The 13,292-nt window shown below is 50.8% G+C and carries 15 protein-coding genes; 2 read left to right on the top strand and 13 right to left on the bottom strand.

Annotated elements, in window-relative coordinates:
- Window positions 1-4 precede the first annotated feature (4 nt).
- The gene (locus tag LGT44_RS06880) at window positions 5-2,131 is read right to left on the bottom strand and encodes a TonB-dependent receptor (protein ID WP_230330797.1); all 2,127 of its coding nucleotides are present in this window, start codon (window positions 2,129-2,131) and stop codon (window positions 5-7) included.
- A gap of 72 nt (window positions 2,132-2,203) precedes the next feature.
- Complete coding sequence (locus LGT44_RS06875) at window positions 2,204-3,655, bottom strand: hypothetical protein (protein WP_230330796.1); 1,452 nt, start codon at window positions 3,653-3,655, stop codon at window positions 2,204-2,206.
- A 121-nt stretch (window positions 3,656-3,776) separates the two neighbouring features.
- On the opposite strand from LGT44_RS06875, the gene LGT44_RS06870 reads away from it, so the two are divergent.
- A complete protein-coding gene (locus tag LGT44_RS06870) occupies window positions 3,777-4,388 on the top strand; it encodes a DUF3299 domain-containing protein (protein WP_230330795.1) in 612 nt (203 codons plus the stop codon).
- Window positions 4,389-4,410: 22 nt separating this feature from the next.
- On the opposite strand, the gene zigA is transcribed toward LGT44_RS06870, so the two are convergent.
- Complete coding sequence (gene zigA / locus LGT44_RS06865; protein WP_328296338.1) at window positions 4,411-5,649, bottom strand: zinc metallochaperone GTPase ZigA; 1,239 nt, start codon at window positions 5,647-5,649, stop codon at window positions 4,411-4,413.
- A 305-nt stretch (window positions 5,650-5,954) separates the two neighbouring features.
- Between zigA and LGT44_RS06860 the strand changes: the two genes are divergently transcribed.
- Window positions 5,955-6,632, top strand: a complete 678-nt coding sequence (locus LGT44_RS06860; RefSeq protein ID WP_230330794.1) for a phosphatase PAP2 family protein — start codon at window positions 5,955-5,957, stop codon at window positions 6,630-6,632.
- A gap of 12 nt (window positions 6,633-6,644) precedes the next feature.
- Here LGT44_RS06860 and LGT44_RS06855 read toward each other — a convergent pair whose 3' ends face one another.
- The 10 genes from LGT44_RS06855 to LGT44_RS06810 form a co-directional block, all read right to left on the bottom strand.
- Window positions 6,645-7,259 (bottom strand): class I SAM-dependent methyltransferase, encoded by a 615-nt coding sequence (locus LGT44_RS06855; RefSeq protein ID WP_230330793.1) that lies wholly within the window; start codon window positions 7,257-7,259, stop codon window positions 6,645-6,647.
- Window positions 7,260-7,261: 2 nt separating this feature from the next.
- On the bottom strand, window positions 7,262-7,786 hold the full coding sequence (locus LGT44_RS06850; RefSeq protein ID WP_230330792.1) for an N-acetyltransferase: 525 nt from the start codon (window positions 7,784-7,786) through the stop codon (window positions 7,262-7,264).
- Window positions 7,787-7,839: 53 nt separating this feature from the next.
- Window positions 7,840-8,247 (bottom strand): hypothetical protein, encoded by a 408-nt coding sequence (locus LGT44_RS06845; RefSeq protein ID WP_230330791.1) that lies wholly within the window; start codon window positions 8,245-8,247, stop codon window positions 7,840-7,842.
- 15 nt (window positions 8,248-8,262) lie between these two features.
- Entirely contained in the window at window positions 8,263-8,499 is a 237-nt protein-coding gene (locus LGT44_RS06840; protein WP_230330790.1) for a helix-hairpin-helix domain-containing protein, read from the bottom strand.
- Window positions 8,500-8,671: 172 nt separating this feature from the next.
- Window positions 8,672-9,196: a hypothetical protein gene (locus LGT44_RS06835; RefSeq protein WP_230330789.1), complete on the bottom strand. Its 525-nt coding sequence runs from the start codon at window positions 9,194-9,196 to the stop codon at window positions 8,672-8,674.
- Between the two features lie 27 nt (window positions 9,197-9,223).
- Window positions 9,224-9,829, bottom strand: a complete 606-nt coding sequence (locus tag LGT44_RS06830) for a DUF1643 domain-containing protein (RefSeq protein ID WP_230330788.1) — start codon at window positions 9,827-9,829, stop codon at window positions 9,224-9,226.
- Between the two features lie 82 nt (window positions 9,830-9,911).
- Entirely contained in the window at window positions 9,912-10,277 is a 366-nt protein-coding gene (locus LGT44_RS06825) for a hypothetical protein (protein ID WP_225693365.1), read from the bottom strand.
- Between the two features lie 83 nt (window positions 10,278-10,360).
- The gene (locus LGT44_RS06820; protein WP_230330787.1) at window positions 10,361-11,071 is read right to left on the bottom strand and encodes a hypothetical protein; all 711 of its coding nucleotides are present in this window, start codon (window positions 11,069-11,071) and stop codon (window positions 10,361-10,363) included.
- A gap of 94 nt (window positions 11,072-11,165) precedes the next feature.
- Entirely contained in the window at window positions 11,166-11,504 is a 339-nt protein-coding gene (locus LGT44_RS06815; protein WP_230330786.1) for a hypothetical protein, read from the bottom strand.
- Between the two features lie 752 nt (window positions 11,505-12,256).
- The gene (locus LGT44_RS06810) at window positions 12,257-13,117 is read right to left on the bottom strand and encodes a Tim44 domain-containing protein (protein ID WP_230330785.1); all 861 of its coding nucleotides are present in this window, start codon (window positions 13,115-13,117) and stop codon (window positions 12,257-12,259) included.
- Window positions 13,118-13,292 lie beyond the last annotated feature (175 nt).

Genomic DNA, 13,292 nt, shown 5'->3' with positions numbered 1-13,292 from the left:
TTGATCAGAAGCTCCAGTTCAGCCCCAGCTGAATATTGCGCCCGGCAAGCGGGGCCGCATGTTTCAGGTAGGACACATGGTTAACGGCGTATTGGTCGGTCAGGTTACTGGCGGCGAGGCGCCAGAGCAATTCGCTGTGCGCGAACAATTGGCGGTAACTGAGGCTGGCGTTCAGCAGCGTATAGCCGTCGCTGGGGTCTTCGTTGGCGGCGGTGCGCTTCTGGCTGGCTGTTGCCTGTCCTTCCAGGCGCATCAGCAGGTGCCCGCTTTCCCGGTTGATGGCAAACAGGGCACTGGCCGGTGGCGTTCGTGGCAGATGATCACCGTTACGCAGACGCGCCTGAACCACATCGGCATTGATATCCAGATGCCAGAGTTCGTCAATGTTGTGCTGCCAGCTGAACTCCGCACCGAGAAAACGGGCATCGTCCTGCTCCTGACGATACACATTATTATCGTGGAAGGGGTCGGTGAAATCTTTCAGCTCGTTGTAGATGTAATCCTGAAAACGGTAGTGGAACAGGGCGATTTTTACGCGGTCATGTTCGCTTTCACGCAGCCAGTTAATATCCACTGTCCAGGCGGTTTCCACGCTCAGGTCGGGATTGTCGAGCTGGAACGAGAAGGTCGCATGGTGATCACCATTCCAGAACAGCTCGGCGGCATCCGGTGCGCGTTGTACCCGTGCCAGATTCAGTCCCAGACGCTGTTGCTCATCCAGCACCCAGGTGCCGGCTGCCGACAATGTCGCCGGATTGAAATTTTTGTCGTTGTAGTAGCTGCGTTGCTGGCGATAGTTGGGGTCAATCGGGTCCGGGTCTGAGCTGATACTGACAGAATCAAGGCGTGCGCCAAGCTCCAGCGTGCCCTGCGACCAATCTCGTTGTTCAACCAGAAACACACCGGTTTGCGTGGTTTCGTTCAGGGGCATTGGCGTTGAGTGGGAATGCAGAAAGCCGCCGCGCTCACGGTTTAACAGGTTGAATCCGGTTGCTCCGTCCCAGGCGGTTGCCGCAAACGAAGGGATGCCGCTGCAGCCGCTGTGATTATGGCACAAGGCCAGTTTCTGATATTTCATCTGCAGGCCAAAGGTTCCCTGCCATTGGCCGAATGCCGCATGGCGCATACGGCTTTGCAGCTCCCAGCTTTCCTGATCAAACAGGCCGATATCCACCGTGGCGGCACCGGGAATATCATTTCTGGCCCCGGTTTCTGCGTGTTCATAATCGTTGAATGACAGCTCGGTGCGCCATTCATCCAGCCAGCTGAAAGCGCTGGACGGGTCAGGACGCCAGGCACCTTTCAGGTCATAACGGACTTGCTTGGGCTTAACCCGGAAAGGCTCGCCATCGGTATTGGGCACGCCGTAGTCATATTCCAGAGTGCTGATACTGGCGCCGATAAAGCCCCGTTTACCATCCGCCCAGCTCAGCGCAACAGCACCACCTGAACCTTCGCTGTCGCTGTTGGCAATGCGGCCACTGTTGTTGGCGGCGGGAATGTCGCCGCGCTCGCCGCTGGAGTAATCAGCGGCACTGCGTTGAAAACCGTCAAGGTGCAGTGTCCAGTTGCCACGGCTTGTATCCATTAAGCCATCGGTGCTATGGCCGCTGTCGTTGCTACTGCCTTTAATATTCAGCCCGCCGCTCAGGCCTGAGCCTGGTTGTTCATGGATGCGGCGGTCAATCAGGTTAACCACGCCGCCAATGGCACCACCACCGTACATCAGGGTGGCCGGACCGTAGATCACTTCAATCTGTTCTGCGGAGCTGGCTTCTGCCATGGGTGAGTGGTCGGAACTCATGGCGGATAAGTCGGCACTGTCACTGCCATTTTGCAGGATTTTTACCCGGCTGCCGCTCATACCGCGAATAACCGGCCTGCCAACGCCGGGCCCAAAGGAGGCGTTGGCAATACCTGGTGTGCTGTCGAGTAATGTACCGAGAGTGTCACCCGGGTTGCCGTTGATCGCGTCTTTATTAAGAACGGTCGCAGGCTGGGCAACATCGTAGATTGAATTCTGTCCGGCACTGCTGACAACAACAGTATCAAGTTCGGCGGAATGAGCGAGTGCCTCAACGGACAGGCAAGCGGAGGTAAGACTTGTAAAAACGAGAAACAGACGAGGCATAAAAAAGAACCTGAAACGTAAGGGCCAGCAGATGCTGGCCCGGGTTATCTGAGCAGGGGTTACGCAGAGCAATTAATGATCGTGGTCGTGATCATCATCCGCGTGCTCTTCCTCTGCTGCATGAGCAAATACAGCACTGAAGGCATTGTTCAGGTTGCTGTTGGCAGTCGTTGAGTGCAGGTGATAATCGTCTTCAGCACTATGAGCATCGACTTCGTACAGCGTGCCTGTTGCACTGTTTACAACCAGAAACTCATAAGCACCGGCCAGCAGCTGAGCATTCGCTGTGCTCCAGATGGCTGCAGCGGCTCCCAGTTGCTCCCGTGCAGTTTCTCCGCTGGCTACCGGGTTGCTGCTTTCATTCACATCAAAGCGGCTCACGGCCAGCTTGCCGCTGTTGCTCAGAAGAGCGATGGCATCGTCTTCGGTTGTTGTGCTCACCGCGATAATGTCACCGAAGTTTTCACCGGTAATGGAGACTAAATCGCCACGGTGCGGATGGTCGTTGTGGGCATTCACTAACCAAAGCTGATCGGCCGACCAGGCAGCAATAACACTGTGTTCATGGTTCGTTTTGGTTAAACCGGTAATGTTTTCGATAAAGCCGGTACTGCCTGTTGTGACTTCACCGATGGCACCTTCACGGCGGGTTTCGGTGGCAGGGTAGCGCTGGGTGACATGGAGGACTTCACCGGCGCCTGCCGGATGACCGTCAACGGTTACATAGCCGCTGATCAGCCAGCGCAAGGTGCCATCACCGCATAAAACAAGCGTGAAGTTGTCAGTCTGAGCGGTTTGTTCTACGCCATCGGCACAGGTCATGGATTCTGCAAAGTAGCCATCGGTATTCTGGCTTACCCAGATCAGACCATCGGTACCGGTTGTGCCGTCAGCATTAACCACGGTGATGTCGGTATTGGCCGGGGTTACCGCGTTAGGCGTAAAGGTCATGAACTGACCACCTTCCAATGCCAGAGCCGGATAGACCAGGTTATTGGGTAAATTCAACCCGCTAACGACTTCGCCATCGGCGGCTTCCAGCAACAGGCCGCTGCCATCATTTTTCAGCACAGAGAAGTGGTCTGTTGTGGCGACGACCTGAGCGACACCGGCAATGGGGGCTGCGGTTAAAGCTTCTACGTCATGGGTATGAGCATCTTCACCGTGCATATGCTCCAGACCCGAACTGACAATGCTCAGATCACTGCCATTCAGCATGGCGAGGGTGACACCATCGTTAGACAGCACCAGCTGAGCATCGGCACCTGTTGCTACGGTGGTGGAGGTGAACTGCTCGCTTGTAACCGTCTGATCAAACATTTTCAGGGTGTCAGCAGAGCCGGACAGTGAGTAAATCAAACGACCACCTTCGGCGTGAACATGGTCATCATCGTCATCATTTGAAGATGATCCGCCACAGGCGCTCAGGGTCAGGGCCAGCAAGGTGGTTAACGCGGTGGTCGTGACCGGCTTAAGCAAATGGCGTTGACGGTAGCGTACCTGGGGTTGTGCTCGTAGGTTCATGCTGAATTCCTTATAGTCTGCGTCTTGTGTCAATAACGTTGGCGCTGCCGGGCTTGGCAAGGTGCGGCGCGCCAAAGAAATGATATGTTATATTATAACTTTAAAAATAGGAAACCCTGAGATGGCTGTTTTTCGTTCACTGCTGTCGGGCAGTCGCCGCACGGCTGGCTCCTGGCTGCTGGTACTCGGCTGTGCAGCTTGTTTTACAAGCGCGCAGGCTGCAGACCCGGTCTACCGCGAAATTGAATTTGCCGATTTGCTGCCGGATGAGGATTTCAAAGCGCTGTCGAATCCTCCGGCTGAGCTGGCGGCGATTGCCGATGGTTCAGAAGAAGATCAGATTGATGCGGCGCTGGGGCAGGGCGAAGTGGGGAAAAACCCGGATCAGCCGCAGACTGACTGGCACCGGGCGTTGCAATCAACCAATATCCGCACTGAATTTAACGGCCAGAAAGTCCGTATTCCGGGCTACATAGTGCCGCTGGAGTTCGATGACCAGCAGGTCGTCACCGAGTTCTTTCTGGTGCCTTACTACGGCGCCTGTATTCATCTGCCGCCGCCGCCACCGAATCAGCTGATTCTGGGCAAAAGCCGTCATGGTGTGATGCTGGAAACCATCTACGATCCGTTCTGGATTGAAGGCACGCTGCTGACGGAAGTGAATAAAAATGATGTAGCGACTTCGGCCTACCGCATGACGGTTGAGCAGATTATTCCGTATAAAATGCAGTAGGCCTGAACTGTCGTGAGCGGGGTTACTCCCAGGCGGGGAATGGGTCGGGCAGTTGTTGCCAGAGCTCTTGCCCGGCCAGCAGTTCGTCGTCGTTCAGCAGGCAGGCGTCCAGCTGCTGGTGGACGTCCTGTTGGTTGAGGCCCTGACCAATAAACACCAGCTCCTGGCGCATATCACCAAAAGGCTCCACCCATTTTTCGCGGATATAGGCGAGGGATTCTTCATCCTGTGGCCAGCGCTCATCGGGTACGGCTTTCCAGAACATGCCGGCAAAACCATGGTGGGCAATTCCGCCAGCCTGACTCCATTGACCGGCAAATTGCGGGCGGCTGGCCAGCCAGAAATAGCCTTTGGAGCGCAGCAGCTTGCCGTCTGGCCAGTCCTGATGCAGAAAATCCCAGAATTTTTGCGGATGAAACGGTTTGCGCGCACGGTACACAAAACTGCCGATACCGTATTCCTCGGTTTCCGGATGATGCTCGCCGCGTAATTCCTGCAGCCAGCCCGGTGCCTGAGCGGCCTGGTCAAAATCAAAGCTGCCGGTGCCCAGCACTTTATCCAGCGGCGCATTGCCCTTAACCATCGGGATCTGTTCGGCGCGTGGATTCAGACTGTGCAGAATGGCCTGCAGGCGCTGCAGTTGTTCGGCGCTGACCAGATCGGTTTTGCTGATCAACAGCTTGTCGCAGAATTCGATCTGATCAATCAGCAGGTCGCTGACACTGCGCTGGTCGTCCTCACCCAAGGATTCACCGCTTTCCTGCAATGAACGGGCAGCGTCAAAATCCTGCAGAAAATTCACCGCATCCACCACCGTGACCATGGTATCCAGACGGGCAATATCCGACAGGCTGACGCCATCTTCATCGGCGAAGGTAAAGGTTTCAGCCACCGGCAGCGGCTCGGCGATGCCGGTGGATTCAATCACCAGATAATCAAAGCGCCCGGCTTCCGCCAGTTGGCGTACCTCAATTAACAGGTCTTCGCGCAGGGTGCAGCAAATGCAGCCGTTGCTCATTTCCACCAGTTTTTCTTCACCGCGCTTCAGCTCAACTTCGTCTTTTACGAAGGCAGCATCGATATTCACCTCGCTCATATCATTCACAATTACCGCCACCCGGCGGTTATCGCGGTTATGCAGAATATGATTGAGCAGGGTGGTTTTACCGGCTCCCAGAAAGCCAGACAGTACGGTAACCGGCAGACGGGTATCGGCCATCGCCGGAGTTGAATGGGTGGGGGAAGTCGCAGGGGCGTTCATAGAATCCTCGTACCGGGTTGCGTGATTTATCATAATTAATATATGTTATAACGTAACATTTATGGATTTGAGAAAGCAAGATAAGAAGAGAGAAGAGAGAAGAGAGAAGGGTAAGTCGCAAGTAACAGAAGGGCGCCGGAAGAACGCGTAAGAAAGCCGTGCTTTTAAGCCACGAAAGAAAGTCGTGCCGTTAAGCCCTGTAAGAAAGCCTGACAGATGAAAGCCTGACAGGAGCTGGTCACTGGGCTGTTGGCATTAAAACCGTTATCCTTGCGCTCTTTATGTTTAACGCGGATTTAACCCACATGGCTTTTGTAAAACAGCACATCGATTGGATTTTATTTATTCTTCTGGCCGCAGTTTTTATCGCGTTTCCACAGATTGATCTGAGCGTCAGCCGCTGGTTTTACGACGCAGAACAGGGTAACTGGCCGCTGGCCAACCATCCGATCAGCGAGTCGGTGTATGCGTTATTCCGTTATGTACCCTATGTGCTGGTGCCGGTTTTACTGATTGCCGTGGCGCTGACCTTTGTTAAAGGCGGTATTGCGCAGGCGCAGCGCAAAGCCTGGGTATTTATTCTGGTGTCGTTGCTGGCGGGCCCCGGCATTCTGGTGCATACCGTATTTAAAGAAGGTTTTGACCGCGCGCGGCCAAAGCAGGTGCAGGAATTTGGCGGCCACAGTGGTTTTACTCCGGCCTTTGTGATTTCAGACCAGTGTGCAAAAAAATGTAAATCTTTCGTTAGCGGACATGCGGCGATGGGATTCTGGTTGATGGCTTTTGCCTGGGTTTTCCGCCGCCGCAGCTGGTTCTGGGCTGGTATGGCCGTGGGAATTGTGGTCAGCGCCGGGCGTATTGTACAGGGCGGACACTTTTTAAGTGATACGATTTTTGCCGGTTTTGTCTGCTATTTTACCTACCGGCTGATGAGCTACTGGATTCTGGGTTACAGCCGGATTCAGGACGATAAAAAAGCCTGAGAAAACCTCTGATTATTTTCTGGCAACAATAAAAACGGACTGTGCTGCCGGTTGCCAGAGATGATCGATACTGAAGCCTGCATGATTCAGTTTTTCCACTAACTCCGTTTTATTAAAACGATGTACAAAGGGCGCCAGATTCAGCACCTGCATAACCGGAATCAGCATACGCCACAAGATATTCATTTCCTTCACCAGTGCCGTGCTGGTAATAAATACGCCACCCGGTTTTAACGCTTTATAACTGGCGCTGATAGCGGAATCCGGATCTTCCAGCAGATGCAGGATATTCAGCCCCAGCACGGCGTCAAAGCTAGCGACGGGTGGATTAATACTTTCCAGCGTTCCCTGCTGAAAACGGATATTACCGATACCAGCATCTTTGGTTTTCTGTGCCGCAATGGCCAGCATATTGTCGGAAATATCCGTTGCCAGAACCTCTTTAACATACGGCGCATGAACCATCGCGGTGCTGCCGGTGCCACAGCCAAACTCCAGTACTGACCAATCGGGTTGCAGATAGCGCTGGGTTATTTCCAGCTTCTTACGGTAGGCCGCTTCATCCTGAATCCGGCTTTTGGCATAGCGCTGTGCACTGTTATCCCAGAATGTCTTTGAATCCTTCATCGTCATCTCCTTTGCTTACGTGTGGCGGACTGAGCCGTAAAGTGCAGCAGTAATTCAGTGTGTCCGGTATGACTGTCGGTTTGTTCCCGAACCAGTGTAAAGCCCTGACTCCGGTAAAAACGACAGCTGGGTTCGTTGGCTTTATATACCGTAAGATGCAGCTCATTGCGCTGCTGTTTGGCGTGATTTAATAATTGTTTACCAATGCCCCGACCCTGCTGTTGCGGAGCAACAAAGATGGCAGCCAGCGTGTTGTTATGCAGAGCATAAAAACCGACAACCTGTGCATTCAGCTCAAATACCCAGACATCGGAGTTGGGTAAATACACATCTCGCATATTATCCAGCTGAGACTGCCAGAATGATGACTCAATAAAATCATGGGCTTTAACGGACGCATCCAGCCAGACTGTCAGTATAGCGTCGATATCACTGCGGGCTGCCTGTGTGCTGCCTGCGCCGGGTGGGGGCTGCGTAGTGGGGGAGGTTGTGGTATCCAGACGGATACCGGCAGCGGGTCTGATCATAATTATCCGGAGGAAGTTTTAACAACAAAGAGAGTTTTAACAACAAAGAGAGTTCAGGGCATATCAAGGCAACTGAAACTGTCTGGCAGAATCTGCTGCTGATTATCGCGCTCAAATTTTAAAAATCGGGTGGAACATTCCTGATTCTGCCAGGGTTTGCAATCGGAAACCGATAGCGTACAGACCCCGTTATAACAACCGTAACTCAGGCGGTTTCTGCTGGTTGTATTATTCATTTCCAGCAGCGAGGCAATAACAGCGCCCACTGTGGTAACCGGGCTGCCTTCACAGGCATAATTCTCTGCGGCAATTTCCGTGCTGGCATAGCGCATCACATTTTTCAGTAATGGCTGTTGTTCTGCTGCAGACGGACTTTCGCGATAGGAACAAACCCAGGCACTGAACAAGCCAGTGGTAGCTCCCAACAGGAAAATAATAATATTCAGTGTTGTACGTTTCATCGCATAAATTTCCGCTTATAAACCGGCTTTGGCCCGTTCAATCGCGGCATTAATTGCCGCTTTCGCTTGTGGGCTGTTTTTCCAGCAGGTGGTTCTCAGCATCTGAGCCACTCTCTCGGCGATATCTTCTGCGTTGTAAGTGGCCAGCTCAGCCAGCGAACTGATACCAATTTCCTCAAAGCGTTTGATCACGGTCGGGCCAACGCCCTTCAGCGCCAGCAGGGCTTCTTTTTCAGGTTCAGAAAATTTCATAGATTACTTTATTTTAGGGTAATGGATATTCGGATTTGGTGGTTATGTCGGTCAAAATCAAAGTCTTTCTTAGCTGAGTTATTTTTGGCATTGGACACCTCGTCGGTTTAAATTTGGTGTCCGTTAAAGCGGGGCAAGATCATTGTCCTGCTAGCTGTATTTGTTAGCCGATTTATGACATATGGGCACGCGCTGTTTCCTCATTTTCCCACGACACAAAGTATGCATTCCTTGGTAACTCTTCGTAACTTGAAGCTCCTTGCGCCCCCGCTAATGCGCCCATAGCCTGAATAGAAAATGCCATTTGCCACTTATTCCCGAGTTTGACGAAGGTCACGCCATTAGAATCTTCATGAATAGCACGCGTTTTTGACGTGTGTGGCCACACCCACCAAACATAGGGGTATTCAGTATTCCCTTCTTTCATTTGATAACACATCTCATAAAGCAACTCGCGAACTGTTAAGTCTTTTTTGTGAGCAATTAGATTTTTAGCTATTCCCATATTGTGTGGGTTTAACCAGCTTTCATAAACAGTAACGTTTGAAAGCATGGTTGTCGGCAATGCTGGGCTTGCTACTCCATTTACCCAAGGCGCGGCTTTTTTATAGTTCGTTCCTCTTCTTAAAGCCACATCCCTTTTAGTCAAGTTTTGTTTAGCGAATTTCTGCCAGATTTTTTCAATAACGTCGTCCATCGTAATGTACCGTTTACGGCTAACGCCTCAAACACCGGCGCAGCTTTCTGCGTCCGAGTGCTTTGACTTGTTAGGCGCTGCTTGCAACAACGCGCTGATGCTTGGTTTTAACTTCTGTCTTTGCCAAATCATGGGGTGTTTTGGCGTGCCTGAATTGTTTTTTGGCAATAAAATTTCATTTAGTGATTCTAGGTGACTAAGGACTAATGCCTGCCTTTCTTTTATTTCGGCATCACGTTGCCCCCAGTTTTCATAATCTCCGTAAGCCAATATATAGCTTTGGAAAATTGACAACGGCAGCTTGTCAAAAACAATGCTACTTGAATCTCTTAAGTGCCAGTTATCGAATAGATTCTGTGGTGACGGACTGGCATAGTCAAAAAGATTTATGACATAAGGATTTAGATTTGCTGAACCACAAACTTCTCTCAGAATTCTCAAAGTTGTATCTTTATTTAGGTTTGATCCATCTCCACTCAGGCTTCCAGGATTAAACATTACGACTAACAAAGAATTCCAGTTTGGATTTTTTATTTGGTGGCACCAATGACGATAATTGCCATCGCTCTCCCAAGAGACAGACCATCCATCTAATTCATGACTAAAAACCTGCCCGGTATTGATTGAGTTCATGATGTTCCTTTTCGCCTAACGTTTCAATAACCGGCGCAGCTTTGCTGCGTCCGGTGCCGTAGGCGCGAAGTTGATTGACTTGTTAAAAGGTAGAGTCAACGGCCTGCTCCTTATACTTTACTACAAACTCTTTTGCCTCCTTGAGCGACGCTGGGTATGCGACATGATAAAAGCCACCATCTTCCCTTTGTTCGTAGACTGATTGGAACAGGAAACCATGCTCCACTAAAAATCTAACTTTCTCCCACTGAGCCTTATCAGTGGCTTTGGGCGCAGAAAATTTTCGACCCACCTCAATTAGAACCCCACCGCACTCAGGACACTTTCTTAATTCCGGCGCTTGCGGTTTTTTAAAGCTCTTGCAGCATTCAAAGCACAAGTTTGGAAAGAGGTAGCTTTGTATATGTTTCTCCTTTGGAAAGTTACTATGATGCTTGAACTTACTCATTTCCGTGGGTGCCTTTTAACGTTTGGTTAAGGGGCGGGCTTTAGCCCGTCCCAGCGAGCGGAGCGAGCGATTTGAACCATTTGTTAGGCATCTGAGGCACATAGTATGGCTAGAGCCTCTTTGAAGTTGTGCTTTTGCCACTCCCCCTGAAAGCGCTCTCTGACATATGTTAAGTCGAAATCAGTTGGCTGGGTAAGCACATTTGTTGCTGTGGTTGTAGTTGTTTTGTATTTAAGCGTTCCGCTCAGGTGCTTGTGGTCTCTTAAAAACATTGCTTGCTCTTCTGCATTGCTGAAACTCCCTTCGAGTTCTCCTTGCAGAGTGACCAGTAGAGATGAATTAGGTGCGAGAACAGCGGAGTTCTGTATTGGGCTGGAGTCTACTTTATTAAACGCTTTCACTGGGGTTAGCAGTTTGATCTTGTATTTTTTATCTTCTTCTACGGTGAAAATAAGGTCGCTTAGACTGGCTGGAGTGGATTGATTATTTATTATGCAGAGCTCTGCTTTTAAGCTTGCCTTGTTGAAGGAGTGCCCATTACCACTTGAGAATCGCCCGCTTGCCTCCAGTATCTGAACTGTGAGCGCCTCAGATTTCTTAATTTGCTCTGATGACCATATTTTAAACGTAGCAAAATAGAAGCAGGCTAATGCCGCGAGATATGTTGCATAGGCTGCGTATACGCCAAGCTTTCCAAGTGATGGTGTTATGAGCGCAATTATGAAGCAGCATATGCCAAATTTCGCCGCGCCAACTTCAAATATTTTTATTAGATACTCTTTGTGTTGGTTCATATTCAGCCTTTGCCTAACGCTCCGCTAGAGGGCGAGCGAAGCGAGTCCTAGTGAAGGCCACGTTTTTTGTGGCCTAACGAATTTCAGCGGTTTGTTAGCATTTGGGTTCTAAGTCACCTTCAAATTCATATTTTTCACCATCTTCTGACCAAGAACCAGAAATTGTTAAAAAATCTTTCGACTCGTCTTCTATTAGAAATCGAAGCTTGCACGGAACACCTTGCTGACCTGTTTCCACTTGAAGAGATTTTTCTATTTCGGATTCGAAAATACCACTTTTAAGACTAGCTACGCCAGACCTTCTCCATTTTCCTAATCCTCCCCAACTGGCTATTACGTCAAAGGCCAATGATTTCTTATCTTCACGAATAATAAAAGAGACAACATTAATAACATCATCATCTTTAAAATATAACTGACCTTGATACTTCATACGAAATCCCTTTCATAAATGCTAACAGTTTCTTAGTAAGCATGCTCATTAACACACCTAAACCCTTGTTCAGATTCCCAGCCTAAACCACTGTCAGGGCTGTAAAAATCATCGTTATTTTCTTTCTTGTCAGGATATAAACGCGCATGCGCGCTTTTACCTTCAAGCGCTCTTTACACTTTGCGCGTTATCACTTTTCGCAGAATCTTAAGTGATTGATTTTCTTCCATTCTTTCTGAACTGAAGGTGTCAATCTGCGCATGCGCGTTTTACTGCCGGAGCGTAAACGCGCATCAGATTCCGAAAACAGTAAAATATACTGGTTGTTTGTATATTATTTTGCGTCGGTGATTTTCAGTACTTTTCCGGCAGTGAAAATCGTTCAGGTGGTGCTTGTACTCCAGACACGCTGCCGCCCATCCTTGTATACGCAGGGCAGGAATCGCGTGGTTTTATCATTCGGGATTGTAAGCGGGGAGGGCGTGTGTCCGGACGCTGTGTTCGTACGATATGGTGGCATCCCTGCTGAGGCTCGAGAGTACTGAACTTCAGGGAGCGATTCAATAATTGATAGAAACAGTTACAACTGGCACAAGGCGGCAATGCTGTATTACGCATAGTCGGGCAGGTTCAGGCTCTGCTGAGTAGCGCTGTGCGGGCGGCCATAAAAAAACAGGGCAGCACATTGTGCTGCCCTGTTGCTGTCATGCTAAAAAGTATTTGCCGGTGTTCCGGCAAAATAACCGCGACGGTTATTCGGCCTGAATGCCCACAATTAACCATGGCGCGTTGTCTTTGCTCAGATCGCGCTCCAGATGCCAGATATCAAAAATACCGTCTTCGGATTTTTCCAGCAGGTCGCGTACGCGGCCTTTAAACAGCAGGCTGATTTCGGCGTTGTCTCCGGCCTGACCGGCGGCGACGATTTCGGCGCTTAAATCCAGCACTTCGGTTTGTGGTGGCACCATCATGCGGTTGCGCTGGTTGGCGAGGGCGGCATACAGGCCCGGGCTGACGTATTCAGCGATGGTGTCGAGGTTGCCCTGATTCCAGGCTTCCTGCACTTCACGGTAGTGCTGTAAGGCGCCGTCGATAAAGGCTTGCTGATCAAAACCTGCTGGCAGATCAATGCTGGCTTCGGCAGCAAAAGCGGCGCTGTTGCCAGAGGCCGGAGCAGCACTGCTGTCGGCCAGGTTGCCCATATCGAAGCTCCGACGTTGCTGGGCAGCATTACCGGCAGCGGAATAAGCACTCTGTGGCGCATTGTGCTGAGCGGCGCGGCCACGCAACAGCTTAAACAGAACAAAGCCAACCAGCGCCAGCAGCAGAATATCCATCATCTGAATGCCTTCAAACGCGCCGCTGCCCAGCAGGTAGGCGAACAGACCACCGGCCAACAGGCCACCCAGCAGGCCTTTACCCAGGCCACTGCCCGGACGGGCGCTATTGGCTGGCTGCTGTTTCTGGGTCTGATCCGGGGTGGCTTTTTTCTGCTGGAAAGGTACAGATTTGGTTTTGCCAAAACCTCCGGAGCCAAAGCGTGCCGCATCGGCGGTGCTGGCGAGTCCGAAGGTAAGCATCAGGGCGGTGAACAGGGTCCAGAAGGCTTTCATAGTATCCTCGTTGTATTTTTATGCCGGTCTTTCTGCATAGTGTTTCCGCAGAAAAGCCATTTTCAGGCATGCATCATAGGGCAGTGAGAAGGGGGCGTCATGCAGGGAATTGGCAGGAATCGTAAATGTGATGGACGTTTTATTTTGCGTGAATTTAACCATTCAAAGTGTGTGT

Source organism: Thalassolituus alkanivorans (genome assembly GCF_020447205.1).
In the GTDB taxonomy this organism is placed as follows: Bacteria; Pseudomonadota; Gammaproteobacteria; order Pseudomonadales; family Oceanobacteraceae; genus Venatoribacter; species Venatoribacter alkanivorans.
Note: the sequence above shows the minus strand (reverse complement) of the source record. Positions and strands in the feature narration are given on the sequence as shown.

Coding starts and splice junctions, on each gene's coding strand:
- LGT44_RS06880 (WP_230330797.1), bottom strand. CDS start 2,131: ATGCCTCGTCTGTTTCTCGTTTTTACAAGTCTTACCTCCGCTTGCCTG.
- LGT44_RS06875 (WP_230330796.1), bottom strand. CDS start 3,655: ATGAACCTACGAGCACAACCCCAGGTACGCTACCGTCAACGCCATTTG.
- LGT44_RS06870 (WP_230330795.1), top strand. CDS start 3,777: ATGGCTGTTTTTCGTTCACTGCTGTCGGGCAGTCGCCGCACGGCTGGC.
- zigA (WP_328296338.1), bottom strand. CDS start 5,649: ATGAACGCCCCTGCGACTTCCCCCACCCATTCAACTCCGGCGATGGCC.
- LGT44_RS06860 (WP_230330794.1), top strand. CDS start 5,955: ATGGCTTTTGTAAAACAGCACATCGATTGGATTTTATTTATTCTTCTG.
- LGT44_RS06855 (WP_230330793.1), bottom strand. CDS start 7,259: ATGAAGGATTCAAAGACATTCTGGGATAACAGTGCACAGCGCTATGCC.
- LGT44_RS06850 (WP_230330792.1), bottom strand. CDS start 7,786: ATGATCAGACCCGCTGCCGGTATCCGTCTGGATACCACAACCTCCCCC.
- LGT44_RS06845 (WP_230330791.1), bottom strand. CDS start 8,247: ATGAAACGTACAACACTGAATATTATTATTTTCCTGTTGGGAGCTACC.
- LGT44_RS06840 (WP_230330790.1), bottom strand. CDS start 8,499: ATGAAATTTTCTGAACCTGAAAAAGAAGCCCTGCTGGCGCTGAAGGGC.
- LGT44_RS06835 (WP_230330789.1), bottom strand. CDS start 9,196: ATGGACGACGTTATTGAAAAAATCTGGCAGAAATTCGCTAAACAAAAC.
- LGT44_RS06830 (WP_230330788.1), bottom strand. CDS start 9,829: ATGAACTCAATCAATACCGGGCAGGTTTTTAGTCATGAATTAGATGGA.
- LGT44_RS06825 (WP_225693365.1), bottom strand. CDS start 10,277: ATGAGTAAGTTCAAGCATCATAGTAACTTTCCAAAGGAGAAACATATA.
- LGT44_RS06820 (WP_230330787.1), bottom strand. CDS start 11,071: ATGAACCAACACAAAGAGTATCTAATAAAAATATTTGAAGTTGGCGCG.
- LGT44_RS06815 (WP_230330786.1), bottom strand. CDS start 11,504: ATGAAGTATCAAGGTCAGTTATATTTTAAAGATGATGATGTTATTAAT.
- LGT44_RS06810 (WP_230330785.1), bottom strand. CDS start 13,117: ATGAAAGCCTTCTGGACCCTGTTCACCGCCCTGATGCTTACCTTCGGA.